This is a genomic window from Leifsonia sp. NPDC056665 (assembly GCF_042791795.1).
In the GTDB taxonomy this organism is placed as follows: Bacteria; Actinomycetota; Actinomycetes; order Actinomycetales; family Microbacteriaceae; genus Leifsonia.
On the sequence record NZ_JBHTXK010000015.1, the window covers coordinates 51,955 to 76,070 of the forward strand.

The 24,116-nt window shown below is 70.8% G+C and carries 26 protein-coding genes; 19 read left to right on the forward strand and 7 right to left on the reverse strand.

Features of this window, described 5'->3' with window-relative positions; all coding sequences use genetic code 11:
- The first annotated feature begins 124 nt into the window (after positions 1–124).
- Entirely contained in the window at positions 125–1,279 is a 1,155-nt protein-coding gene (locus tag ACFQ9V_RS14315; protein WP_382459800.1) for an aldo/keto reductase, read from the forward strand.
- Between the two features lie 318 nt (positions 1,280–1,597).
- On the opposite strand, the gene ACFQ9V_RS14320 is transcribed toward ACFQ9V_RS14315, so the two are convergent.
- On the reverse strand, positions 1,598–2,182 hold the full coding sequence (locus ACFQ9V_RS14320) for a TetR/AcrR family transcriptional regulator (protein ID WP_382459801.1): 585 nt from the start codon (positions 2,180–2,182) through the stop codon (positions 1,598–1,600).
- Positions 2,183–2,363: 181 nt separating this feature from the next.
- Between ACFQ9V_RS14320 and ACFQ9V_RS14325 the strand changes: the two genes are divergently transcribed.
- Both ACFQ9V_RS14325 and ACFQ9V_RS14330 read left to right on the forward strand, forming a co-directional pair.
- Positions 2,364–3,713, forward strand: a complete 1,350-nt coding sequence (locus ACFQ9V_RS14325; protein WP_382459802.1) for a M16 family metallopeptidase — start codon at positions 2,364–2,366, stop codon at positions 3,711–3,713.
- A 39-nt stretch (positions 3,714–3,752) separates the two neighbouring features.
- Complete coding sequence (locus ACFQ9V_RS14330) at positions 3,753–4,355, forward strand: histidine phosphatase family protein (RefSeq protein ID WP_370054075.1); 603 nt, start codon at positions 3,753–3,755, stop codon at positions 4,353–4,355.
- A gap of 4 nt (positions 4,356–4,359) precedes the next feature.
- On the opposite strand, the gene ACFQ9V_RS14335 is transcribed toward ACFQ9V_RS14330, so the two are convergent.
- The gene (locus ACFQ9V_RS14335) at positions 4,360–4,869 is read right to left on the reverse strand and encodes a GNAT family N-acetyltransferase (protein ID WP_382459803.1); all 510 of its coding nucleotides are present in this window, start codon (positions 4,867–4,869) and stop codon (positions 4,360–4,362) included.
- Between the two features lie 96 nt (positions 4,870–4,965).
- Between ACFQ9V_RS14335 and dapB the strand changes: the two genes are divergently transcribed.
- Both dapB and ACFQ9V_RS14345 read left to right on the forward strand, forming a co-directional pair.
- Complete coding sequence (gene dapB, locus ACFQ9V_RS14340; RefSeq protein ID WP_382459804.1) at positions 4,966–5,745, forward strand: 4-hydroxy-tetrahydrodipicolinate reductase; 780 nt, start codon at positions 4,966–4,968, stop codon at positions 5,743–5,745.
- 8 nt (positions 5,746–5,753) lie between these two features.
- The gene (locus ACFQ9V_RS14345; protein ID WP_382459805.1) at positions 5,754–6,209 is read left to right on the forward strand and encodes a hypothetical protein; all 456 of its coding nucleotides are present in this window, start codon (positions 5,754–5,756) and stop codon (positions 6,207–6,209) included.
- Here the strand turns inward: ACFQ9V_RS14345 and ACFQ9V_RS14350 are convergent.
- From ACFQ9V_RS14350 to ACFQ9V_RS14365, 4 genes are all read right to left on the reverse strand, one after another.
- On the reverse strand, positions 6,206–7,114 hold the full coding sequence (locus ACFQ9V_RS14350) for a TIGR01777 family oxidoreductase (RefSeq protein WP_382459806.1): 909 nt from the start codon (positions 7,112–7,114) through the stop codon (positions 6,206–6,208). The genes ACFQ9V_RS14345 and ACFQ9V_RS14350 overlap by 4 nt on opposite strands.
- Before the next feature lie 4 nt (positions 7,115–7,118).
- Positions 7,119–7,544, reverse strand: a complete 426-nt coding sequence (locus tag ACFQ9V_RS14355) for an OsmC family peroxiredoxin (protein ID WP_382459807.1) — start codon at positions 7,542–7,544, stop codon at positions 7,119–7,121.
- 103 nt (positions 7,545–7,647) lie between these two features.
- Positions 7,648–8,145 carry a DUF4395 family protein gene (locus tag ACFQ9V_RS14360; RefSeq protein WP_382459808.1) on the reverse strand — a complete coding sequence of 166 codons (498 nt, stop codon included), beginning with the start codon at positions 8,143–8,145 and terminating at the stop codon, positions 7,648–7,650.
- Between the two features lie 2 nt (positions 8,146–8,147).
- The gene (locus ACFQ9V_RS14365) at positions 8,148–8,570 is read right to left on the reverse strand and encodes a thioredoxin family protein (RefSeq protein ID WP_382459809.1); all 423 of its coding nucleotides are present in this window, start codon (positions 8,568–8,570) and stop codon (positions 8,148–8,150) included.
- Positions 8,571–8,741: 171 nt separating this feature from the next.
- On the opposite strand from ACFQ9V_RS14365, the gene dapA reads away from it, so the two are divergent.
- The 14 genes from dapA to dapF all read left to right on the forward strand — a co-directional run bounded on the left by dapA (position 8,742) and on the right by dapF (position 23,425).
- Positions 8,742–9,719, forward strand: coding sequence for a 4-hydroxy-tetrahydrodipicolinate synthase (gene dapA / locus ACFQ9V_RS14370; protein ID WP_345834610.1), 978 nt, complete (start codon positions 8,742–8,744; stop codon positions 9,717–9,719).
- Positions 9,720–9,792: 73 nt separating this feature from the next.
- A complete protein-coding gene (locus ACFQ9V_RS14375; RefSeq protein ID WP_382459810.1) occupies positions 9,793–11,469 on the forward strand; it encodes a ribonuclease J in 1,677 nt (558 codons plus the stop codon).
- 62 nt (positions 11,470–11,531) lie between these two features.
- On the forward strand, positions 11,532–12,023 hold the full coding sequence (locus ACFQ9V_RS14380; RefSeq protein ID WP_382459811.1) for a GNAT family N-acetyltransferase: 492 nt from the start codon (positions 11,532–11,534) through the stop codon (positions 12,021–12,023).
- A gap of 80 nt (positions 12,024–12,103) precedes the next feature.
- A complete protein-coding gene (locus tag ACFQ9V_RS14385) occupies positions 12,104–12,829 on the forward strand; it encodes an aminoglycoside phosphotransferase family protein (RefSeq protein WP_382459812.1) in 726 nt (241 codons plus the stop codon).
- A 112-nt stretch (positions 12,830–12,941) separates the two neighbouring features.
- Positions 12,942–15,743 (forward strand): DNA translocase FtsK 4TM domain-containing protein, encoded by a 2,802-nt coding sequence (locus ACFQ9V_RS14390; RefSeq protein WP_382459813.1) that lies wholly within the window; start codon positions 12,942–12,944, stop codon positions 15,741–15,743.
- 5 nt (positions 15,744–15,748) lie between these two features.
- Positions 15,749–16,372, forward strand: a complete 624-nt coding sequence (gene pgsA / locus ACFQ9V_RS14395) for a CDP-diacylglycerol--glycerol-3-phosphate 3-phosphatidyltransferase (RefSeq protein ID WP_382459814.1) — start codon at positions 15,749–15,751, stop codon at positions 16,370–16,372.
- The gene (locus ACFQ9V_RS14400; RefSeq protein ID WP_382459815.1) at positions 16,359–16,877 is read left to right on the forward strand and encodes a CinA family protein; all 519 of its coding nucleotides are present in this window, start codon (positions 16,359–16,361) and stop codon (positions 16,875–16,877) included. The genes pgsA and ACFQ9V_RS14400 overlap by 14 nt, the downstream gene beginning before the upstream one ends.
- A 183-nt stretch (positions 16,878–17,060) precedes the next feature.
- Complete coding sequence (locus ACFQ9V_RS14405) at positions 17,061–17,372, forward strand: helix-turn-helix transcriptional regulator (protein ID WP_345834619.1); 312 nt, start codon at positions 17,061–17,063, stop codon at positions 17,370–17,372.
- Between the two features lie 64 nt (positions 17,373–17,436).
- Entirely contained in the window at positions 17,437–17,661 is a 225-nt protein-coding gene (locus ACFQ9V_RS14410) for a DUF3046 domain-containing protein (protein ID WP_382459816.1), read from the forward strand.
- Positions 17,662–17,911: 250 nt separating this feature from the next.
- Positions 17,912–18,991, forward strand: coding sequence for a recombinase RecA (gene recA / locus ACFQ9V_RS14415; RefSeq protein WP_370054061.1), 1,080 nt, complete (start codon positions 17,912–17,914; stop codon positions 18,989–18,991).
- Positions 18,992–19,212: 221 nt separating this feature from the next.
- Positions 19,213–19,899: a regulatory protein RecX gene (locus ACFQ9V_RS14420; RefSeq protein ID WP_382459817.1), complete on the forward strand. Its 687-nt coding sequence runs from the start codon at positions 19,213–19,215 to the stop codon at positions 19,897–19,899.
- A gap of 65 nt (positions 19,900–19,964) precedes the next feature.
- On the forward strand, positions 19,965–21,569 hold the full coding sequence (miaB, locus tag ACFQ9V_RS14425) for a tRNA (N6-isopentenyl adenosine(37)-C2)-methylthiotransferase MiaB (protein WP_382459818.1): 1,605 nt from the start codon (positions 19,965–19,967) through the stop codon (positions 21,567–21,569).
- A gap of 17 nt (positions 21,570–21,586) precedes the next feature.
- The gene (gene miaA, locus ACFQ9V_RS14430) at positions 21,587–22,522 is read left to right on the forward strand and encodes a tRNA (adenosine(37)-N6)-dimethylallyltransferase MiaA (RefSeq protein WP_382459846.1); all 936 of its coding nucleotides are present in this window, start codon (positions 21,587–21,589) and stop codon (positions 22,520–22,522) included.
- 24 nt (positions 22,523–22,546) lie between these two features.
- A complete protein-coding gene (gene dapF / locus ACFQ9V_RS14435; RefSeq protein ID WP_382459819.1) occupies positions 22,547–23,425 on the forward strand; it encodes a diaminopimelate epimerase in 879 nt (292 codons plus the stop codon).
- Positions 23,426–23,443: 18 nt separating this feature from the next.
- On the opposite strand, the gene ACFQ9V_RS14440 is transcribed toward dapF, so the two are convergent.
- Complete coding sequence (locus tag ACFQ9V_RS14440) at positions 23,444–24,061, reverse strand: class I SAM-dependent methyltransferase (protein WP_382459820.1); 618 nt, start codon at positions 24,059–24,061, stop codon at positions 23,444–23,446.
- Positions 24,062–24,116 lie beyond the last annotated feature (55 nt).

Consider the following 24,116-nt stretch of genomic DNA (forward strand, 5'->3'; position numbering starts at 1 on the left):
GCCGTGTCGGCGGCATGCCGTACTCTGCCCTTAACGTTCCAGAGAAGAGCACCCTCGAATCGATTCGAGCCACGAATCGGTCGCCTGCGTGAACACCCGCTCGAACGACTGGAAGGGGGACGAGATGCCACAGCTCCTTCCCTTGCGCCTGCTCGAGAGCGTCGGCCTCCGCACCCCCGCCGCCGCGGTCGCGTCGGGCGCTGACGGCATGTCGGTTCCCGCGCCCGTGCGGCCTGCGACGACCTCGGAGCGGCCCGCTGCGCCCGCGGCACCGGCCATGACCTTCTCCGAGCCGTCCACCGACACCGGCGGCCCCCTCGACATCGACAGCGGCCTGGAGCGCACCGGCCCGCTCTCGATCATCGCCCCGCGCCGCATCGGCGAGAGCGACCTCGCGGTGTACCCGCTGTCGCTCGGCGCCAGCGTCTTCGGCTGGACGGCCGACGGCGACACCTCCCTGGCGATCCTCGACCGCTTCGCCTCGCGCGGCGGCGACTTCATCGACACCGCCGACAGCTACGTCGGCGGTCGCAGCGAGGTCCTCATCGGCAAGTGGATGCACGAGCGCCGCAACCGCGACGGCCTGGTCGTCGCGACCAAGGTCGGCCGCCACCATGAGAACCAGGGCCTCGGCTCGGTGAGCATCGTGCGCGCCGTGGAGGCCTCCCTCGAGCGCCTGCAGAGCGACCACATCGACCTGCTGTACTTCCACGACGACGACCCGGAGGTGCCGCTGGAGGACAGCCTGGCGACGGCGGAGTGGCTCGTCGAGACGGGCAAGGTCCGCTACCTCGGCGCGTCCAACTTCAGCGCGGACCGCCTCATCGAGGCGCGCGTGCTGGCGTCGGCCGGCCTGCCGAAGTTCGTCGCCATCCAGACCCAGTACAACCTCATGCACCGCGCCGAGTTCGAGAGCGCCCTGCGCATCGTCGCGGCCGCCCAGGGACTCGCTGTGATGCCGTACTACGCGCTGGCCAACGGCTTCCTCACCGGCAAGTACCGCTCGAAGTCCGACCTGAGCGCCGACGCGCGCAGCGTGCGCGCCTCGGCGTACGTCAACCGCAAGGGCATGCGCGTCCTGGCGGTGCTCGACCGCATCGCCGCCGAGCACGGCGTCTCCGCGGCGAGCGTCGCGATCGCGTGGCTGCTGGCAAAGCGCACCATCGTGGCCCCGGTGGCGAGCGCCAGCCGCCCCGAGCAGGTCGACGGCCTGATGGCCGCCGCCGGCATCCGCCTCACCCGGGCCCAGATGCTCGACCTCGACCGCGTCTCCGAGTAACGTCTCCAACCCCCCGTCGCCAACGGAGGACTCCCGCCCGCAGCTCCGCCCGTCGCGCAGTCAACGGAGGACTTCCGCCCGCAGCTCCGCCCGGATCTCCTCCGTTCGCCGCGTTGGCAACGGAGGGCTTCCGCCCCGATCCCGGCCGGATCTCCTCCGCTAGCCCGCAGGCAACGGGGGCCTCCGTCCCGATCCCGCCCTGATCCGCTCCGCTCGTTCGTAGCTAACGGAGGACTCCCGCCCCGGCCCCGGCCGGATCTCCTCCGCTAGCCGACATCGGGCAGCGTGTCGCGCCCGATGTCCTCCGCTGGCCGCGGCCTACGACTCGGAGAGGATGTGGTCCAGCGCGCGGTGCAGGGCCGCGCCCGCCGCGATCGGGTCGCCCACGTAGCCGCCGGCCAGGGCGCCGTCGCGCGCGAGGATGAGGTCGTCCGCCGCGTCGCCCGGCCGCGGGTGACCGATCTGACGGAACAGCTCCTCGATGTGCTTGGCGTACCAGTCCCTGTGCACGGTCACGGCGACACGCACCGGGTGGGTCTCATCGGCGAACTGCGCGGCGGCGTTGATGAACGGGTCGCCGCGGAAGCCGGGGCGCACCGCATCGGAGTTGATGGAGTCCACGAGGGCGCGGGCGATCGCCGTCGGGTCGGACAGCTCCGCCTCCTTCTCGGCGAACCAGTCGCGCACCTGGCGGTCCCTGCCCTCGACGTAGGCGATGATCAGGAGGTCCTTGGAGCGGAAGTGCTTGTAGAAGGTCGCCTTCGTCACCCGGGCGCCCGCGATGATGCGGTCGACGCCGACCGTGTGGATGCCCTCCTGGTAGAAGAGTTCGTCAGCGGTCGCGAGGATCTTGATCTTCGACGGTGCGGGCGGCCGGATGGTGGCGCGGGCACTGATGACCATCTGGTCGTCTCCTCTCTCCGGGAGGCTCGGCCTCCGCTCAGCCATGAGAACCCCCCGACCGGTCCGAGGGGGGACGACCGGTCGGGGTGGTCACTTCAGTATAGTGGTAGACAGACCAGTCTGTTTGTCCTCAATTTCCCAATCTCCGCGTTCGAACGACCGCTGGCGTAGGGTGGAGGGGATGAACAGCGCAGTCGACCTCCCGCTCGGTCTGGCCGACCTCGCATTCGCCGCCTCCGGCGAGGCCCTCGTCCGCCGCACGATCTTGCCGAACGGCGTCCGCATCCTCAGCGAGCAGGTTCCCGGCGCGCGCAGCGCGACCCTCGGCTACTGGGTGGCCGTCGGCTCGCGCGACGAGACCGCCGACGTGGCGGGCAGCCTCGGCTCCACGCACTTCCTCGAGCACCTCCTCTTCAAGGGCACGCGCACGCGCACCGCCCTCGACATCGCGGTGTCCTTCGACTCGGTCGGCGGCGAGCACAACGCCATGACGGCCAAGGAGTACACCTGCTACTACGCCAAGGTGCAGGACCGCGACCTCCCGATGGCGGTGGAGGTCATCGGCGACATGCTCACCTCGTCGGTCCTCGACCCCACCGAGTTCGAGAACGAGCGCGGGGTCATCCTCGAAGAGCTGTCGATGGCGGAGGACGACCCGGCCGACGTCGCCAACGAGCGGCTCTTCACCGCGGTGCTCGGCGGCCATCCGCTCGGGCGGCCGATCGGCGGCCGTCCGGACACCATCCGCGCCGCGACCCGTGACGCCGTCTGGAGCCACTACCAGGCCAACTACCGGCCGCGCGACCTGGTCGTCACGGCCGCGGGCGCGGTCGACCACGACGTGCTCGTGGCGGGCGTGCGGCGCGCGCTCGACGCCGCGGGCTGGGACCGCGACGAGGAGGCCGTGCCGGTCGACCGCCGTCCGACCGCGGCGGCGACCGTCGAGCGCGGCGCCTCGGTCGTGACCGTCTCCCGGCCGATCGAGCAGGCGAACCTCATCATCGGCATGCCCGGCATCGTCGCGACCGACGAGCGCCGCACCACGATGAGCGTGCTCAACTCCATCCTCGGCGGCGGGATGTCGAGCCGGCTGTTCCAGGAGGTCCGCGAGAAGCGCGGCCTGGCCTACGCCGTCTACTCGTTCTCCGGCTCCTACTCCGACGCCGGCGTCTTCGGGCTGTTCTCCGGCTGCGCCCCGGCGAAGGCCAGGCAGGTCGCCGAGCTGATGCTCTCCGAGCTGCACCGCCTCGCCGACGGCGGGGTGACGGCGGACGAGCTCCGCCGCGCGGTCGGTCAGCTCTCCGGCGGGGCGGCGCTCGCGCTGGAGGACTCCGACACCCGGATGTCGCGGCTCGGTCGCGCCGAGATCAGCCTGGGGGAGTTCGCCGACCTCGACGAGAGCCTCCGGCGGTTGCACCTCGTCACCGCCGGTGACGTCCAAGAACTCGCACGTGACCTGGCCGACCGCCCGGTCTCGATCTCAGCGGTGGGTGGCGTCGACGATGACGTCTTCGCGGGCCTCGTGGCCTGACCGCCTGCCTCCATTTCCGTTACCTCGAAAGGTCTACCGGTGCCCCATTACCTCTACCTGGTGCGTCACGGCGAGCAGCAGGACGCCCAGCACGGCCTGCCTGACGGTCCGCTCTCGCCGCGCGGCAAGCGCCAGGCGCAGCTCATCGCCGACCGGTTGAGCGGCCTGCCGCTGACCGGCATGTACCACTCGCCGCTCGTGCGCGCGGAGCAGACCGCCTCGATCATCGCCGAGCGGATGCCCGCGGTGGAGCCGGAGCCGTCCAGCCTGCTGTTCGACTGCATCCCGTCCGGGCCGACGCCCGACATGCCCAAGGCGTTCGAGTCGTTCTTCGGCTCCGTCACGGAAGCCGAGATCGACGCGGGCCGGGCCCAGATGGACGACGCCGTCAACGAGTTCCTGACGCCCGCGATGGGCGACAGGCACGACCTGCTGGTGACGCACAACTTCGTGATCGGCTGGTTCGTCCGGCACGTGTTCGACGCGCCGGCCTGGCGCTGGCTCGGCCTCAACCAGGCCAACTGCGGGCTCACCATCATCCGGGTGCGCTCGGCGAAGCCGCCCGTGCTGGTGGTGCACAACGACCTCGGCCACCTGCCGGTCGAGCTGCGAACCGGCCTGCCGGAGCTGCAGCCGGTCTAGCGGCTCACGCCGGAGTGACGTTCGGGCCGAGCCGCTTGCGGAACCAGTCCGTCGCGTTCGGGTTGTCGTTGTACGGCTGGATGCTGTCGTAGCCGTGCGAGCGGTAGAGGCCGGCGGCGGCCTCCAGGCTCGCATTGGTGTCCAGCACCACCTCGGTCGCGCCGAAGCCGCGCGCCCGGTGCTCGAGCTCGGCGAGGATGGCGCGGCCCAGGCCCTGACCGCGGTGCGTGGGCGCCACCCAGAGGTGCTTGATCTCGTAGCGGACGATCTGCTCGCCGTCGTCGGTCTCCGACAGCGGGACGCCCAGCTCGCGGACGCCGCCGCAGCCGGCCTCCCCGTCGTCGTACGCCAGCAGGAAGACGCCGGCCGGCGGGACGAACTGGCCCGGGTCGGGGAAGGTCGTGCGGTACGCGCCCTGGGAGGCGGGGAACGTCTCGGCGCGCTCGGCGAAGTAGTCCGCGAGCATCCGGTGGGCGGTCGCGTCGGTGACGGCGACATCGGCAAAGGACACCATCGTCCCAGCGTAACCGTCGGGCATTCGTGCCGAATGTCGCGTTCGTCGGCGCGTTATGCGGCATTCGTGCAGAATGTGCGCGGGTAGGGTGGACGGGTGACTATTCGCGTGGCCGTTGCCGGGGCGACCGGCAAGCTCGGATCCGTGGCGGTCCGTCTCATCGAGGCGGCCGACGACCTGGAGCTGGTGGCCGCACTCGACTCCCGCACCCCGCTCGACGCGATGCTCGGCGCCGACGTGCTGGTGGACATGACGCTCCCGCAGGTCAGCCCGGGGATCGTGGCCTTCGCCGTCGACCACGGCCTCAACGTGCTGGTCGGGACCTCCGGCTGGTCGGCCGACCGCATCCTGGACCTGGAGCGCCGGGTCGCCGAGCACGAGGGCGCGGGCGCCGTCGTCATCCCGAACTTCTCCCTGGGCTCCGCGCTCGGCACCGCCTTCGCGACCGTCGCCGCCCGGTTCTTCGACTCGATCGAGATCGTCGAGACGCACGGCCCGGGCAAGGTCGACTCGCCCTCCGGCACCGCGGTGCGGACCGCCGAGCTGATCGCGGCCGCCCGGCTGCAGCGCGGCCCGGTGGATGCGCCGCACACCGACCAGCGGGCGCGCGGCCAGCAGGTCGGCAGCGTGCCGATCCACAGCCTCCGGATGCGCGGCGTCTCCGCCCAGCAGCAGGTGATCTTCGGTGGGGCGGGGGAGACCCTCACCATCCGCCACGACGCGAACGGGCAGGAGGCCTACGAGGCCGGCATCCTGCTCGCGCTGCGCGCCGCCGCCACGACCACCGGCGTGCTCGTCGGGCTGGACAAGCTGGTCGACCTCGGCATCTCCGAGCCGGACGGGGAGCCGCCGCGCCCGACCGTCCGCGAGGTGTAGGCCTCCCGATGCGCAACCGTCTCTCGGCGCTGTTCATGGCGCTGCTGCTCGTCGTGTACCTCGTGCTGGTCTTCCAGCGGGCCGTGCTGCTCTTCGCCTCCGGGTCGGCCGTCGGCATCGCGATGAGCGTCGCGCTGATCGTGATCGGGCTCGTCGCGGCGTGGGCGCTCATCCGCGAGCTGCTTTTCGGCCTCCGCACCGAGAAGCTCGTCAAGCTGATGGCGGCCGAGGGGACGCTGCCGGTGGACGACCTCCCGCGCCGCGCCTCCGGGCGTCCGCTGCGCGACGCCGCCGACGAGGAGTTCCCGCAGTTCAAGGCCGAAGTGGAGGCGTCGCCGGAGAGCTGGCGGGCGTGGTTCCGGCTCGGGCTCGCCTACGACGCGAGCGGCGACCGCCGCCGGGCGCGCGCGGCGCTGCGGCAGGCGATCGGGCTGTACCGCTCGCAGGAGCGCGCAGCCGGCTAGGCCGCCCGCTCCACCAGCCGCGCCATCGCCTCCTGCACGGTCGTGTCCCGGAACACGAACCCGTCGTCGAGCAGGCGCTGCGGCAGCACCCGCTGATCCGCGAGCAGCAGTTCGCGCCCGGCCTCGCCGAGTGCGAGGGTCACGACCGGCCGCGGCAGCGGGAGGCCGTACGGGCGGTGCACTGCCTTCGCCAGCGCGCGCAGCACCTCACCGCCGGTGGCGGGCTGCGGCCCGACGAGATCGACCGGCCCGCTCAGGCCGGAGGTCAGCAGGTGGACGATCGCGGCGGCCTCGTCGTGCAGGCTCACCCAGGGCCAGTGCTGCCGGCCGCCCGCGATCGGGCCGAGGAGCCCGAGCTTCGCGAGCGGCAGCAACGGCGCCATCGCGCCGCCGGGCCCGACGACGACGCCGGTGCGGAGGGTGACGACGCGGGTCCCGGTCGGCGCGAGGTGCGCGGCGGTCTCCCAGGCGTCCACCACGCCCGAGAGGAACCCGGTGCCCTTGGCGGAGTCCTCGGTCAGGGTCTGCCCGGGGCGGTCGCCGTAGTACCCGACTGCCGCGCCGCTGACGAAGACGCCGGGCGGGTTCGCTGCCTGGCGCATCCCGTCCGCGAGGGTGCCCGTCGCGGCCAGGCGCGAGTCGAGGATGCGGCGCTTGTGCGCGGCCGTCCACGGCAGCCGGTTGAGGGAGGCCCCGGAGAGGTTCACCACGGCGTCCGCGTCGTCCAGCAGTCGCAGGTCGATGCTCCGCGCCGAGGGGGCCCAGGCGCGCTCGTCCGCGGCGGCCGGCTCCCGCCGCACCAGGCGGAGGGCGACGTGGCCCTCCGCCCGCAGCGCGCGGACGAGCTCGGTGCCGATCATGCCGGACGCGCCGGCCACGAGCACCCGCATCGGCTCAGGCGCCATCGTCTCAGGCCAGCGTGGCTTCGATCGTGATCGGGATGCCGACCAGCGCCCGCGAGACCGGGCAGGTGCGCTTGGCTTCGTCGGCGAGGCGCTGGAAGTCCTCCTCGCCGAGCCCTGGCACGGTCGCCTCGACCAGGAGGTGGCTGCCGGTGATGCCCTCCGCGGGGTCGAAGGTCACGGCGGCGGTGGTGCGGATGCTCTCGGGCGCCGTGCCGAAGGCTGCGAGGACGTTCGAGAACGCCATCGAGAAGCAGGCGGAGTGGGCGGCGCCCAGCAGCTCCTCGGGCGTGGAGGTCTCCGCGCCGCCCTCCGAGCGCGCCTTCCAGTTCACCGGGAGCGTCGCCGCTCCCGACGAGTCGAGCGAGACCGTCCCCGAGCCGGACTTCAGATCGCCGGTCCAGACCGTGGTGGATTCGCTGGTGACTGCCATGAGACCTCCTGTTGTTCCCGCCGCAGAATGCCGCGGGTCCGACCAGACTACTGGCGGCGTCCGACGCGTCGACCCCCGTCCGGGGGATTCCCGGTTTCGGCCCTCAGACCGCGGTCGCGCGCCTGCGGATGATGCCGGCCCGCACCAGCAGCAGGTAGATCTGGCAGCCCAGGCAGTAGGCGAACACGGCGTTCAGGAAGGCCGCGACGAACGCGAGCGCGGCGGCGATCGGCAGCGCGGCGGGCACGCCGAGCACGAACAGCAGGAGGCCGAGCCCGGTGACGACGAGGCCCACACCCTGCGCGAACGTCGGCGGAGCCGGGTCCTCCAGCTCGGCCGGCGGCGCGAGCCGGGGGCGCACCGCGACGCGGTACAGCGCGCCGTACGGATGGCGGCGCACGCCGGCGAAGGCCCCCCAGGCGAACAGAGCGGCGATCAGGAGCAGCAGCACAGCGGCAGCGACGGTCGCGCCGGTGAGGGCCAGGAAGAGGTCGATCAGCAGCAGGACGGCCGTGATCGCGGCGCCGAACCGCGGCGAGCGCGGGTCGATGCCGGGCTGGGTGGTCAGGGAGGTGGCGGGGGTCTTCGGGGCGTCGGTCATGGTCACTCCGTCAGGATGCGGTCGAGGGCGCTGCGCACGTCGCCGGGCCGTGCGGCCCCGGCGATGCGGCCGCGGACGGTGCCGCGGGCGTCGAGCAGCAGGGTAGTCGGGGTCTGCAGCACACCGAACCGGCGGGCGAGCTCTGGACGGACGGTCAGGTCGACGTCCAGGTGCTCGACGCCGTCGTGCTCGCCCGCGACGCCGTGCAGCACGCGCGCGGTCGACGGGCACTGGGCGCAGAAGGCGGTGGAGAACTGGACGAGCGTCGCGCGCGAGCCGAGTCCGGCCGCACCCACCTCGGCGGCCGTCACGCGGTCGGCCCGCGTCGAGCGGACCCGGCCGGTGCGGGCGCGCCAGAGGAGGCCGGCGGCCGTCGCGACGGCGACCAGTCCGAGCAGGACGAGGAGGGCGGAGGGTGCGGACATGGTGAGCGTGACGATACGCGCGCTGTGCGGCCGGCTGAAGGCAGTGTGAACGAACATGACGGCGGCTGTCCTCCACAGCCTGTCCTCCACAGGCCCGGCCCTCGCACGACCTCTCCACAGATCGGCCGGCGGGGAGGCGGTCGCCTGGCCCGACCCGATAGCCTTTACTTCATGGCTGCTCCCGCTAATCCCTTCGGCCAGGTGCTCGTCGCCCTGGTCACGCCCTTCACCGCCGATGGCGAGGTCGACTGGGCCGGCGTGGAGAAGCACATGGATGACGTGATCGTCGCGGGTGCGGACGGCATCGTCGTCACGGGCACCACGGGCGAGACCTCCACCCTCACCGACGCCGAGAAGCTGCGCCTGGTCGAGGTGGGCAAGGAGGTCGCGGGAGGCCGCGCCAAGATCATCACCGGCGGCGGTTCCAACGAGACCGCGCACGCCATCCAGCTCTACAAGCAGAGCGAGAAGGCAGGCGCCGACGGCGTCATGATCGTCACGCCGTACTACAACAAGCCGACGCAGGCCGGAATCCTCACGCACTTCCGTATGATCGCGGACTCGACCGACCTGCCGGTCATCCTCTACGACATCCCGGGCCGCACCGGCGTCCCGATCAAATACGAGACCATCCTGCGCATCGCCAAGCACCCCAACGTGCTCGCCATCAAGGATGCCAAGGGCGACTTCAGCGAGGTCAGCCGGGTGCTCAACCAGACCGACCTGATGTACTTCTCGGGCGACGACGCCAACGTCCTCCCGCACCTGGCGATCGGCGCCACGGGCCTCATCGGCGTCACGGCCAACATCACCGCGACCCCGTACCGCCAGATCGTGGACGCGGTCAACGCCGGCGACCTGGCCACGGCAACGGCCGCCCACCAGAAGCTGGAGCCGCTGGTCCGCGCCGTCATGACGCACGTCCCCGGCACCGTCGCGGCCAAGTACATCCTGCACGGATTGGGGCGCATCTCCAGCCCGCGCGTCCGTCTCCCGCTGGTCGGCCCGGAGGAGTGGGAGGCCGCCCAGATCGAGGACGAGCTCGACCTCGTCCGCGACATCCCGGGAGCCGACTTCCGCAACTTCCGCCCCGATCGCAACGCCGCCGCCGGCGGCGCGCTGCCCAAGATCGCCGGCGCCACACGCTAGGGCCGCTCTTCGGCCGGATCCACCCCGGGCCCGACGCCCGGACGCACGTACACACCTGAACATTGGAGGGCAGATGCCCAACCTCGTCTCCGCGCCCCCGGCACTCGAACCGGGAACGCTCCGAATCATCCCCACCGGCGGTCTCGGCGAGATCGGCCGCAACATGACCGTCTTCGAGTACGAAGGCAAGCTCCTCATCGTCGACTGCGGCGTCCTGTTCCCCGAACAGGACCAGCCGGGCGTCGACCTGATCCTCCCGGACTTCACCCCGGTCCGGGACCGCCTCGACGACATCCTCGGCGTGGTGCTGACGCACGGCCACGAGGACCACATCGGCGCTGTGCCGTACCTCCTCAAGCTGCGCGCCGACATCCCGCTGATCGGCTCCGGCCTCACCCTCGCGCTCGTGGAGGCGAAGCTCAAGGAGCACCGTATCCAGCCGTACACGCTCACGGTCAAGGAGGGCCGCACCGAGCAGCTCGGCCCGTTCGACCTGGAGTTCGTCGCGGTCAACCACTCCATCCCCGACGCGCTCGCCGTCGCCATCACCACGCCCGCGGGCACGGTGCTGCACACCGGCGACTTCAAGATGGACCAGCTCCCGCTGGACGACCGGATCACCGACCTGCGCGCCTTCGCCCGCCTGGGTGAGAAGGGCGTCGACCTGTTCATGGCCGACTCCACCAACGCCGACGTGCCGGGCTTCACGCCGCTCGAACGCTCCATCGGCCCGGTGCTCGACAACGTGATCGCACGGGCTCCGCGCCGGGTGATCGTCGCCAGCTTCTCCAGCCACGTGCACCGCGTGCAGCAGGTTCTCGACGCCGCCGCCGCCAACGGCCGCCGCGTCGCGCTGCTCGGCCGCTCGATGGTGCGCAACATGACCATCGCCTCCGAGCTCGGCTACCTCAAGGTGCCGGAGGGTGTGCTCATCGACTACAAGAAGGCCGCCGACCTCCCGGACGACGAGATCGTCTACATGTCGACCGGCTCCCAGGGCGAGCCGATGGCGGTGCTCGCGCGCATGGCGAACCTGGACCACCAGATCGAGGTCGGCCCCGGCGACACGGTCATCCTGGCCTCCAGCCTCATCCCGGGCAACGAGAACGCCGTCTACCGGGTCATCGACGGCCTGACCAAGCTCGGCGCCAACGTCGTGCACAAGGGCAACGCCAAGGTGCACGTCTCCGGCCACGCGGCCGCCGGCGAGCTGCTCTACTGCTACAACATCCTGAAGCCGCGCAACGTCATGCCCGTGCACGGCGAGTACCGCCACCTGGTCGCCAACGCGCGGCTCGCGATGGACACAGGCGTGCCGGAGAAGAACACGATCATCGCCGAGGACGGCACGGTCATCGACCTCCGCGACGGCGTCGCCCGCGTGGTCGGCCAGCTCGACCTCGGCTTCGTCTACGTGGACGGCTCGAGCGTCGGCGAGATCACGGACGCCGACCTCAAGGACCGCCGGATCCTCGGCGAGGAGGGCTTCATCTCGATCATCGTGGTGGTGGAGGCCGCCAGCGGCCGCATCGTCACGGGTCCGGAGATCCACGCCCGCGGCTTCGCAGAGGACGACGCGGTGTTCGACGCCGTCAAGCCGAAGATCGCGGCGGCGCTCGCCGACGCGGCGCACAACGGCGTCCGCGACTCGCACGCGCTCTCCCAGGTGGTCCGCCGCACGGTCGGCCGCTGGGTGAACACCAGCTACCGCCGCCGTCCGATGATCGTCCCGCTCGTCATCGAGGCGTGATCCGGAGTGCGTCTGCCGCCGCTGTAACCCGCACGAAACACGCCGGCGAGTAGCGTTCAGCCATGACAGGGTTCCTGATCCGCCCGGCGAACCGCGACGATGCGCGCGTCCTCTCGGACATGCTGGTGGAGGCGGCGAACTGGAACGTCTCCCTTGCACGTCCGCGCGTCGCGGTCCTGGAGGACCCGGCAGTCCTGCGCTACGTCGCCGGCTGGAAGCGGCCGGGGGACTTCGGCTGCGTCGCGGAGGACGCCCACGGCGCCGCTGTGGGAGCCTGCTGGGCACGGCTGTTCCCGGCCGACGCGCCAGGCAAGGGGTTCGTCGCCGTCGGCGTCCCGGAGCTGACCCTGGGCGTCAACGCGCAGTGGCGCGCGCAGGGCGTCGGCCGCGCGCTGCTCCAGGAGCTCGGCAGGCAGGCCGCCGCCTCCGGGGCGAACCGGCTGAGCCTGAGCGTCGAGCGCGCGAACTTCGCCCAGCGGCTCTACGTGAGCGAGGGATACGTGACGGTCCAGTCGCGCGCGACGGCCGACACGATGATGCGCGCTGTGCGCTGATGTCGGCCCGGTAGACGCTCGTCTACCGGACGCCTTGTATCCCCGCTTGGCCGTATGCTCGTGGCGAGGATCGGGGGCTGATGGAGGAGTTGCTGGCCGGCGGCAACACGACCGAGGGCGTCGTCAAAGCAGGCCAAACCGTTCGACGCCCGCGTGGCCATGGTTCGACATTCGCGAGCGAGGTTCTTCGCACGCTGAATAGGGCCGGCGTCGCCTGGGCGCCCACCTACCTCGGCATCGACGCGGAAGGCCGCGACACCTTCTCCTACATCCCCGGGGCGACCACCGATCACCCCTCGCAGCGCGACGAGCGCTGTTATGCGGCCTTCGGAGGAATCCTCCGCGAACTTCACGAGTTCAGCCGCGGCATTCCACTCGCGTCCGGTGCCGAGTGTCTGGTTCATGGTGACCCGGGTCCGTTCAATGTGGTCATGGCGGAGGGGATGCCGGTGGCGCTGATTGACTGGGACAGCGTCCATCCCGGTGACCCGATGGAGGACGTCGGCTATGCGGGATGGACCTGGTGCATCTACGCAGCGGGTAACGTGCCGGTTGTCGAGCAAGCGCGACGGCTGCGCCTGCTCGTGGACGGCTACGACCCGGAGCTGCGGGCAGACGTTATGATCGAGGCGATCTTTCAGTGCCAGGACTCGATCACCCGGATCGAGGGCGCGAACGCCGGCGACGAGCGTCTGAGCGACCAGCGACGCCAGCACGCACGCGGCGCTGCCGAGTGGGCCAGCAGCTGCCGGGGTGTGCTGAGCACGAACCTCCAGATCTTCGCGGAAGCCCTCCAACGCGACTGACGACGAGAAGAACGCGGAACGATCCCTCACAGCCCGCGCGTCGCTGCCGATTTTCCCCAATATCAGCGCGTGATCCGTCCCCCTGCCGGGGGTCCGAAGTAGCGTTGAACCTATGGCTACGAGCACCAAGTCGACTTCGTCCGCCCGGGGGTCCGGTCGCGGCGGCTCGACGGCGCGCAAGACGGCCGCCAAGACCCCGACGAAGACGCAGAACCAGAAGACCGTCGCGTACCCGGCAGCCGACGACGCGCCGAGTCCGCTCGTCCGCGCCTGGATGGGCCTGGCGCACCTCACCGGTGGGGCGTTCCGCGCTCTCGGGCCGGAGAAGCTGAGCAAGGAGGAGCGCCGCGACGGCTTCCCGTTCTTCCTCGTGCTGCTCGCCGTCGCCGGGGTCGTCGTCGAGTGGTTCCTGATCAACGACCAGGTCGCCCGCACGCTCGACTCCTGGACCTTCGGCCTGCTCTTCGGCCGCGTCTCGTTCGCTCTCCCGGTGATCATGGTGATCTTCGCCGCCTGGCTGTTCCGGCATCCCAGCTCCGTGCACGACAACACGCGCATCGGGATCGGCCTCGGCATCCTGCTGCTCATGGTCTCCGGCCTCTGCCACCTGTTCAGCCACCACCCGTCGCCCACCGACGGCGTCGCCGCGCTGGCGCAGGCCGGCGGCATGCTCGGCTGGCTCATCGCCGCCCCGCTCTCCTGGCTGATCACGCCATACGGGGCCGCAGCGGTCATCATCCTGCTGCTGATCCTGAGCCTCTTCATCATCACCAAGACGCCGCCCAACAAGCTGCCCGCGCGCATCCGCGAGCTGTACGCCTACCTGTTCGGCGCGCAACTCCCCACGGAGGAGGAGCGCCAGGAGGCCAAGGACGAGCGCAAGAACCAGCGCACAGAGCAGGTCGAGCTCGACGGACTGGACGAGACGGAGGGCGAGACGGCGCTGCCCTGGTGGCGGCGCAACAAGTCCCAGCGCGAGGAGGACCCGGACTACGAGGCCCCGGCCGACCTCACCGAGGTGTTCGGCGCCCCCGCGCGGGGCAAGGGCGAGTTCGCCACTGCGCTGGAGCCCGACCCGGCGAGCGACCACTACAACACGGACGTGCTCAGCGAGCTCGCCAACGCGGAGACCGTGCTGCAGCGCTTCACCGGCGAGCTGCCGCCGACAGCGGCCGCGGCGCCGCTCGTGCCGACCGCTCCCGCCGTGCTGCCGGGCTTCCAGGCCGGCGCCGACGACTTCGACGAGACCGTCACGGTGGACGAGGGCGCCGCGCAGCCGACCGCGCCTTACAACCTCCCCTCGGCCTCCATGCTCGCCGCGGGCACGCCGGCGAAGATCCGCTCCAGCGCGAACGAGGAGATCGTCGCCGCGATCACCGAGGTGCTGACCCAGTTCGGCGTCGACGCCAAGGTGACCGGGTACTCCCGCGGCCCGACAGTCACGCAGTACGAGATCGAGCTCGGCCCCGGCGTCAAGGTGGAGCGCGTCACGGCGCTCAGCAAGAACCTCTCCTACGCGGTCGCGAGCAACGAGGTCCGCATCCTCTCGCCCATCCCGGGCAAGTCCGCGATCGGCATCGAGATCCCGAACAGCGACCGCGAGATCGTCTCGCTCGGCGACATCCTCCGCTCCCCGGCGGCCGCCAAGAGCGTCCACCCGATGACCATCGGCGTCGGCAAGGACGTCGGCGGCGGGTTCGTGGTCGCGAACCTCGCGAAGATGCCGCACCTCCTGGTGGCCGGCTCGACCGGCTCAGGAAAGTCGAGCTTCGTCAACTCGATGATCACCAGCCTCCTGATGCGCGCGAAGCCGTCGGAGGTCCGCATGGTGCTCATCGACCCGAAGCGCGTCGAGCTCACCATCTACGGCGGCGTCCCGCACCTCATCACGCCCATCATCACGAACCCCAAGAAGGCCGCAGAGGCGCTGCAGTGGGTCGTCAAAGAGATGGACATGCGCTACGACGACCTGGCGAGCTTCGGCTTCCGGCACATCGACGACTTCAACAAGGCGGTCGTCAACAACGAGATCGTGCTGCCGGAGGGCAGCGAGCGCAAGCTCAAGCCCTACCCGTACCTCCTCGTGGTCGTCGACGAGCTCGCCGACCTGATGATGGTCGCCCCGCGCGACGTCGAGGACTCCATCGTCCGCATCACCCAGCTCGCGCGCGCGTCCGGCATCCACCTGGTGCTCGCGACGCAGCGCCCGTCGGTGGATGTCGTCACCGGCCTCATCAAGGCCAACGTCCCGTCCCGCCTCGCGTTCGCCGTGACCAGCGTCACCGACTCGCGCGTCATCCTCGACCAGCCGGGCGCCGACAAGCTCATCGGCCAGGGCGACGCGCTGTTCCTGCCGATGGGCGCCTCCAAGGCGCTGCGCGTGCAGGGCGCGTGGGTGAACGAGGACGAGATCCAGAAGGTCGTGGAGCACGTCACCCGCCAGGCCCAGCCGGAGTACCGGCAGGACGTCGCGGTCGGCGCCGAGAAGAAGCAGATCGACTCGGACATCGGCGACGACCTGGAGCTGCTGCTCGCGGCCGCCGAGCTCATCGTCTCGTCGCAGTTCGGCTCCACGTCGATGCTGCAGCGCAAGCTGCGGGTCGGCTTCGCCAAGGCGGGGCGGCTCATGGACCTCCTGGAGTCCCGCGAGATCGTCGGGCCGTCCGAGGGCTCGAAGGCCCGCGACGTGCTCGCGACAGCGGAGCAGCTCCCGCAGGTGCTGGCGCGCCTGCGCGGCGAGGAGCCGCCGTCTCGTCCGGCCGCAGCGCCGGCGCCGTCGGGCCAGCCGGCCGCGCAGCCGCACGAGGACGGCGACCGGTACGGAGCCGACCCCGTCGCGGAGATGACTCAGGGCTATCCTGAGGTGGACGGCGACTCGGACGAGGACGCCTGGCAGCTGACCGACAGGGAGTAGATCGCATGTCGGTGCCTGACACGCCTCCGCCTGCCGCGGCGGACGGCAGCACGAACCGTGCGAGCAACTGGAACGTGCCCAACCTCATCACTGTGGTGCGCATCCTCCTCGCGCCGGTGTTCGTCTGGATGCTGCTCGCCGACGCCGGCCACGACGGCCCGCTGCGCTGGACGGCGGCCGTGCTGTTCGTGCTCGCCATCGCCACCGACGGCGTGGACGGCGCGATCGCGCGACGCAACAACCTGGTCACCGACCTCGGAAAGCTGCTCGACCCGATCGCCGACAAGGTGCTGACCGGCGGCGCGCTGGTGTCCCTCTCGATCCTCGGCGAGCTGCCCTGGTGGGTCACCATCGTCATCCTCGTGCGCGAGGTCGGGATCACCGTCTACCGGTTCGTGGTCATCCGTCAGGGCGTCATCGCGGCCTCCCGCGGCGGAAAGATCAAGACCATCGTGCAGTCGGTGGCCATCTCGTTCGCGCTGTTCCCGCTGTGGACGATCTTCGGCGACTGGATCTTCTGGGTGAACGGCATCCTGATGACCGCCGCCGTGATCCTGACCGTCGTGACCGGCTTCGACTATCTCTGGCAGGCCTACCGCGGCCGGAGGGCCAAGCGTGTCGGGGCCTGACGACGTCGCCGCCGCCGACCTCACCTTCCGGGTGGTGCGAACGCTCATCGAGCGCCGCCAGACGATCGCCGTCGCGGAGTCGCTGACCGGGGGCGGCCTGGCGGCCGAGCTGACCCGCGTCCCCGGCGCCTCGGCGGTCGTGCTCGGCGCGGCCGTCGCCTACGCGACCGAGCTCAAGCACACGCTGCTCGGGGTGGACGCCGACCTCCTGTTGCGGGAGGGGCCTGTCGACCCGGAGGTCGCACGGCAGCTCGCGGCCGGGGTGCGGGAGCGGCTCGCGGTCGACGGGCGTCCAGCCGACCTCGGCCTCTCGACGACCGGTGTGGCCGGCCCCGACCCGCAGGGCGGCCGCGCGGTGGGCACGGTCTACGTCGGCGTCGCGTCGGCGGCGGGAGGGCGCTCCGTCGAGCTGAGGCTGACGGGGGACAGGCAGTCGATCCGCTCGCAGACCGTCTCGCGGGCGGTGCGCGAACTGGCCGTGGAGCTCGGGATCGTGGAGCGCTGACACCCCTTCGGGGGTGCTTCCGGACTCGGCTGCAGCCCAGGGAATAGCTGGTGTTTCCGTTCGGTTACACCTCCTTGCATTCACAACGAAAGCCCAGTCGTCGCGGATATCGTGACTGACATGGATGCGGTACAGTTGGCATCCATTCGATACGTCGGCAGGGTAGAAGAAGGAGGCTCCGAAATGATTCTTGTACGTCAGGAAATCGGCGACGTGCTCAGGGACTTCCGCCTGCAGAAGGGCCGCACCCTCCGCCAGGTCGCGAGCAAGGCGAGTGTCGCCCTCGGCTACCTCAGCGAGGTCGAGCGCGGTCAGAAGGAAGCGTCGAGCGAGATCCTCGCCTCGGTGGCCGACGCTCTGGAGACTCCGGTCTCCGTCATCATGCGCGAGGTCGGCGACCGCATCGCGGTGCTCGAAGGCCTCGAGCCGGTCATCCCCGACACCATCCCCGACGACTTCGTCTCCGCCATGGACGCGAACCTCGTCTCCCGCTGAACATCCACGACATTCTCGAGGGCGCCCCGCACGATGCGGGGCGTCACTCGTTTAAGGTGAACCCATGAAGTTGAGCGAGTTCCAGCGCGCCGTCACCGACGAGTTCGGCTCGGGATACGGGCAGGCGCTGCTGAGCGACCTCGTGCTCGGCGAGCTCGGCGGACGCACGGCGCAGGACGCCCTGAACGCCGGCATCCCGCCGCGCGAGGTCTGGCTCGCGCTGTGCCGCGAGACCGGCGTCCCCCACTCGCACTGGTACGGCGCCGGCAAGCCCGCCCCCCAGCGCTGACCGGCGCCGCTGACCCCCCGCACATTCGTCACGAATGTCGCGAATGCCGGCGGCGAAGGCGACCTTCGTGACGAATGTGGGGCGGACACGCCGGGGCGAGTCGCTCGAAGATATGTTCGGAACTGGGTAGACTCCTGCACAGGCAGCAATCGAAAACGAGTTGTCCACGGATCCATTGGCCGACGCCCGGAGTGTCGGCGGTCGGCCATACAGTCGAACTCGTCAGCGAAGCCCACGAAGGAGAACCGCAATGCCATCACCCGCAGACCGCGAGAAGGCGCTCGAGACCGCGCTCGCCCAGATCGACCGTCAGTTCGGCAAGGGCTCGGTCATGCGACTGGGCAGCGACGAGCGCGCCCCCGTCGAGGTCGTCCCCACCGGGTCGATCGCGCTCGACGTGGCCCTCGGCATCGGGGGTCTGCCCCGCGGCCGAATCGTCGAGATCTACGGTCCGGAGTCCTCCGGTAAGACCACGCTGACCCTGCACGCCATCGCCAACGCCCAGCGGGCCGGCGGCATCGCGGCCTTCATCGACGCCGAGCACGCGCTCGACCCGGAGTACGCCCGCAAGCTCGGCGTCGACATCGACGCCCTGCTCGTGTCGCAGCCCGACACCGGTGAGCAGGCGCTCGAGATCGCCGACATGCTCGTGCGCTCCGGCTCCATCGACCTCATCGTGATCGACTCCGTGGCCGCGCTCGTGCCCCGCGCCGAGATCGAGGGCGAGATGGGTGACTCCCACGTCGGCCTCCAGGCGCGCCTCATGTCGCAGGCGCTCCGCAAGCTCACCGGTGGGCTCAACCAGACGAACACCACGATGATCTTCATCAACCAGCTTCGCGAGAAGATCGGCGTCTTCTTCGGAAGCCCCGAGACCACCGCGGGTGGTAAGGCGCTCAAGTTCTACGCGTCGGTGCGACTCGACATCCGCCGCATCGAGACCCTGAAGGACGGCACCGAGGCGGTCGGAAACCGCACCCGCGTCAAGGTCGTGAAGAACAAGATGGCGCCGCCCTTCAAGCAGGCCGAATTCGACATCCTCTACGGTGTCGGCATCTCGCGCGAGGGCAGCCTGATCGACTTCGGTGTCGAGCACGCCATCGTCAAGAAGTCCGGCGCCTGGTACACCTACGAGGGCGACCAGCTCGGCCAGGGCAAGGAGAACGCGCGCAACTTCCTCATCGCGAACCCCGACATCGCCGCCGAGATCGAGAAGAAGATCCTGATCAAGCTCGGCATCGTCGCGGACCCGAACGCGGTCGCGGCGCCGGCGGAGGCGGACAACGTGGACTCGCTGGAGAAGAAGCTGCAGGCCCGTAAGGGGGCGTGAGCGCGGGCTCGGCGTGAGTCGGGCGGCGAGAGCGAGCAGCACTGACGTCAGCGGGAGAAGAATGTGGAGGGGCCGTCGTGGTCGTGAGATTTCCTTCCGAAGCGTCGGGTGCCGGGGGCGACGGGGCTGACCATGTGGCTCCGGTGACGCCGTTGCGTCGTTCGGCGAGGTCGGGGTCTGCGTCGGCGAACTCGAAGCGTGAGCGTTCGAATGAGCCGGGGGTGGTGCGGCCGGTGGCGGAGCTTCCGGGAGCGCAGGAGTCGGCGGCTGGGGGTTCGGATGAAGCGTCCGAGCGGTGGAACAACACGTGGGCGGGGGAGCCGGTGCGGCGTTCCAAGGCGGTGGATCCCACCGCTTCGCCCGACCCGAGCGCTTCGCTCGACGCCGAAGCCGCGTCCGCGGACGACGAGGAGACCGAGCGGCTGTCGCGGAAGGCGTCGGGGCTCACGATCCGACAGCTCGCGCGGCGGGGGATGTCGCGGTGGGAGCTGGAGCAGTTGCTCACCAAGCGGGAGATCGCTCCGGAGGTGTTCGGCCCAGAGCTCGATCGGCTCCATGCGATGGGCGTGATCGACGACGCATCGCTCGCGGCGACGCTGGCGTTCACGCAGCACAGCCGCAAGGGGCTCGGGCGGTCGGCGATCGAGCTCGACCTGAAGCGGCGGCACATCGACCCCGAGCTGATCGAGGAGGCACTGGCCGACATCGCGGACGAGGACGAGCTGGAGCGGGCGACCGAGCTGGCCGTCAAGCGGATCGGGCAGCTCTCGTCGTACGACGACGAGACCGCGCGGCGGCGACTCCACGGGTTCCTCGCGCGCAAGGGCTACGACTCCTCGGTGGTCCGGCAGGCGATGGACGCGGCGTTCGCCACGCGTGGGCGTCGCGGCGGAGTGCGATTCCAGTAGGCGCGAACGGGGGCCGGGGCGGTCGTTCGATTCCCGTCCCGGTCGAACGTAGAATCGTACGCATCATGAGCACCATCGAGCACTCCCGCGTCTTCGAGCCGTCCCCGGCCGCCCTTACCGAGGACGGCCGTCCGCGGACGTACGAGGTGCGCACGTTCGGCTGCCAGATGAACGTGCACGACTCCGAGCGGCTCAGCGGCTCGCTGGAGGCCGCAGGTTACGTCCCGGCGGACGGCGCCGAGGCGGACATCGTCGTGATCAACACCTGCGCGGTCCGGGAGAACGCCGACAACAAGCTGTACGGCAACCTCGGCCACCTCGCCGGGGTGAAGCGCCGCCACGCGGGCATGCAGATCGCCGTCGGCGGCTGCCTCGCTCAGAAGGACAAGAACGTCATCCTCGAGAAGGCGCCCTGGGTCGATGTCGTCTTCGGCACGCACAACATGGGCTCGCTGCCCGGCCTGCTCGAACGCGCGCGGCACAATGACGCGGCGGAGATCGAGATCCTGGAGTCCCTCGAGACCTTCCCGTCCACGCTGCCCACCAAGCGCGACTCGTCCTACTCGGGCTGGGTGTCCATCTCGGTCGGCTGCAACAACACCTGCACCTTCTGCATCGTGCCGTCGCTGCGCGGCAAGGAGAAGGACCGCCGTCCCGGCGACATCCTCGCCGAGATCGGCACGCTGGTCGAGGACGGCGCCATCGAGGTGACGCTGCTCGGCCAGAACGTCAACTCCTACGGCGTCGAGTTCGGCGACCGCCAGGCATTCAGCAAGCTGCTGCGCGCGGCGGGGGAGATCGAGGGCCTGGAGCGCATCCGCTTCACCAGCCCGCACCCGGCCGCGTTCACCGACGACGTCATCGACGCGATGGCGGAGACGCCGAACGTCATGCCGCAGCTCCACATGCCGCTGCAGTCCGGCTCGGACCGCATCCTCAAGTCGATGCGCCGCTCGTACCGGTCCGAGAAGTTCCTCGGCATCCTCGACCGCGTGCGCGCCAAGCTGCCGGACGCGGCGATCAGCACCGACATCATCGTGGGCTTCCCCGGCGAGACCGAGGATGACTTCCTCGAGACGATGCGCGTCGTGGAGCAGGCCCGGTTCGCGTCCGCGTTCACGTTCCAGTACTCGATCCGCCCGGGCACGCCGGCGGCGGACATGGCCGACCAGGTGCCGAAGGAGGTCGTGCAGGAGCGCTACGAGCGCCTGATCGCTCTCCAGGAGCGCATCTCCCTGGAGGAGAACGAGCGCCTGATCGGTCGCGAGGTCGAGCTGCTGGTGGCCAACGGGGAGGGCCGCAAGGACGCCGACACGCACCGCCTGAGCGGCCGGGCGCGCGACAGCCGCCTCGTCCACTTCGAGCTGCCGGACGGCTCCGACGCGCCGCGCCCCGGCGACGTGGTCACCGTGCGGATCACGCAGGCGGCGCCGCACTATCTGATCGCGGACAGCGTCGACGGCGCACCGCTCGCCATCCGCCGCACCCGCGCGGGCGACGCGTGGGACCGCGCGGAGGCCGAGTCGTGCGCAGTGCCGGCCCACGGCGACGGCGCGCAGGCGGTCGGCCGGGTGTCGCTCGGCCTGCCCACGCTGCGCCCGCGCGACCCGCTGAGCTCCCCGGGCGTCGGCACGATGCCGATCTACGACCCGTCGGACGGCCAGCGCTGAGCGCGCCCGCCGCGGCTCTGCCCGACCCCACCACCCCCGGCATCATCGCCATCGTCGGCGCCACCGGCACCGGCAAGACTGAGCTCTCGCTCGCCCTTGCGGAGGCACTCCGCGCACACGGCCGCGACGCCGCGGTCGTCAACGCGGACGCGATGCAGTTCTACCGGGGCATGGACATCGGCACTGCGAAGCTTCCGCAGGCCGAGTGGCGCGGCGTGCCGCACCACCTGTTCGACATCCTCGACGTGACAGAGGAGGCCACCGTCGCGCGCTACCAGCCCGAGGCGCGGCGGGTGGTCGAGGAGATCCTCGGGCGGGGGGCGACGCCCATCCTCGTCGGCGGGTCCGGGCTGTACGTGTCCAGCGTGATCTTCGACTTCCGGTTCCCCGGCACCGACCCGGAGCTCCGGGCGCGGCTGGAGGCCGAACTGGAGGCGCAGGGGCCGGGGATGCTGTTCCGGCGGCTGGTGGAGGTCGACCCGGAGGCGGCGCAGCGCATCGGGTCGTCCAACGGGCGCAGGATCGTCCGCGCACTGGAGGTCGCCGAGCTCACGGGACAGTCCGTCAGCGGCGCCCTCCCGGACGAGCCGCAGTACTGGCGCCCGACCGTCGTGCTCGGGCTCGCGGCGCCGCGCGAGGAGCTCGTCCTCCGGCTCGACGCGCGGGTCGAGCGGATGTGGCGCGACGGGCTCACCGATGAGGTGCGGCGGCTGATCCCGCTCGGCCTGGAGGACGGGGTGACCGCCCGCCGCGCGATCGGCTACGCCCAGGCGCTGGCGGAGGTGAAGGGCGAGCTGACCCGCGCGGAGGCCGTCGCGGCCACCCAGCAGCTCACCCGGCGGTACGCGCGCAGGCAGGTGAGCTGGTTCAAGCGCTACGCCGGCATCCACTGGCTCGACTACGACGATCCCGATCTCACCGCCACAGCCCTGGACTCCCTCGGCATTCGCTGAGTCGGCGCCCGATAGGCTGGGGCGATGGCGACGCTCCACTTCACCAAGGGTCAGGGGACCGGCAACGACTTCGTGCTCTATTCCGACCCGGACGGGCGCCTGCCGCTGACGCCGCAGCAGATCGCCGCGATCTGCGACCGGCACTTCGGGATCGGCGCCGACGGCATGATCCGGGCGGTCCGCTCCACGCACCTGCCGGAGGGCGCGGAAGCGCTCGCGGAGGACGACGGCGCCGAGTGGTTCATGGACTACTACAACGCCGACGGCTCCGTCGCCGAGATGTGCGGCAACGGCATCCGCGTGTACGTGCGCTACCTGCTGGCGTCCGGGCTCGCCGAGCTCGCCGACGGCGACACCCTCCCGATCGGCACCCGCTCCGGCGTGCGCGACGTGCAGCGCAACCTCACCGGGTTCCAGGTCGACCTCGGCCGGTGGAGCCTCGACGGCGGCGAGCCGCTGGTGCGCGCCAAGGAGCTGCCGGTCGCGCGCCCCGGTCTCGGCATCGACATGGGCAACCCGCACGTGGTCGTCGCGGTCGCCGACGAGTCCGAGCTGGAGGTCGCCGACCTCACCTACATCCCGCACATCGAGCCGGAGCCCGAGGACGGCGCCAACGTCGAGTTCGTCGTTCCGCAGGAGCCGCTCGTGCGCGACGGCGTCGGCCGCATCCGGATGCGCGTGCACGAGCGGGGGAGCGGCGAGACGCTCTCGTGCGGCACGGGCGCGGCCGCGGCGGCGCTGGCCGTGCGGCACTGGGCCGGCTCCGGCGCGCCCGACCAGTGGCGCGTGGAGGTGCCGGGCGGCACCGTGGGCGTGCGGATGTTCCCGACCGAGGACGGCGAGCACGTCGCGCTCTCCGGCCCGGCCGAGCTGGTCTACACCGGCACCCTCGAACTCGCCTGAGACGAACGTGCGGGGCGCTCAGCCCTCCGCCGCGCGCCGGGTGCGGAGGACGCGGTAGCCCTTGGAGATGGCGGCGCGGGTCGTCGTCAGTTCGGGCATCGTCGCCTGGATCCAGCGCTGCAGCGAGTCGCTGCCGAGGTTGCGCTGCACGACCAGCCATGCGTCCGAGCCCGGCTCCAGCCGCGGCAGCCAGCGCTGCAGGATGTCGTGCAGCTCGTTCTTGCCGACCCGGATGGGCGGATTGGACCAGATGGTTGTGAATTCCACCGACTCGGGAACATCATCCGGCGTCACGGGGTTAACATTTGTCAGACCGAGCTTCTGCGCATTCAGGCGCACCACGTCCAGTGCTCGGGTGTTGACGTCGACCGCCCAGACGGTCGCATGAGGGGATTCGAGAGCAAGTGTGAGAGCCAGAGGTCCCCAGCCGCAGCCGAGGTCGAGGAACTGACCGCCGGGCGGCGCGGAGGGGACATGGTCGAGGAGCACTCGCGTACCCATGTCGATGCGCTCGGGGCTGAAGATCCCGTTCGCCGTCACCAATTCGTACGTCTGGCCCGCCAGGCGTGCGGTGAACGGCCGCAGGTTCAATTCGCTCTCGGGAGCGGGTGAGAAGTAGTGATCTCCGCTGGCCATATAGAGGACCGTACAGGACGCGGACCATCAGACAAACACGGCAGAACAGACCGAC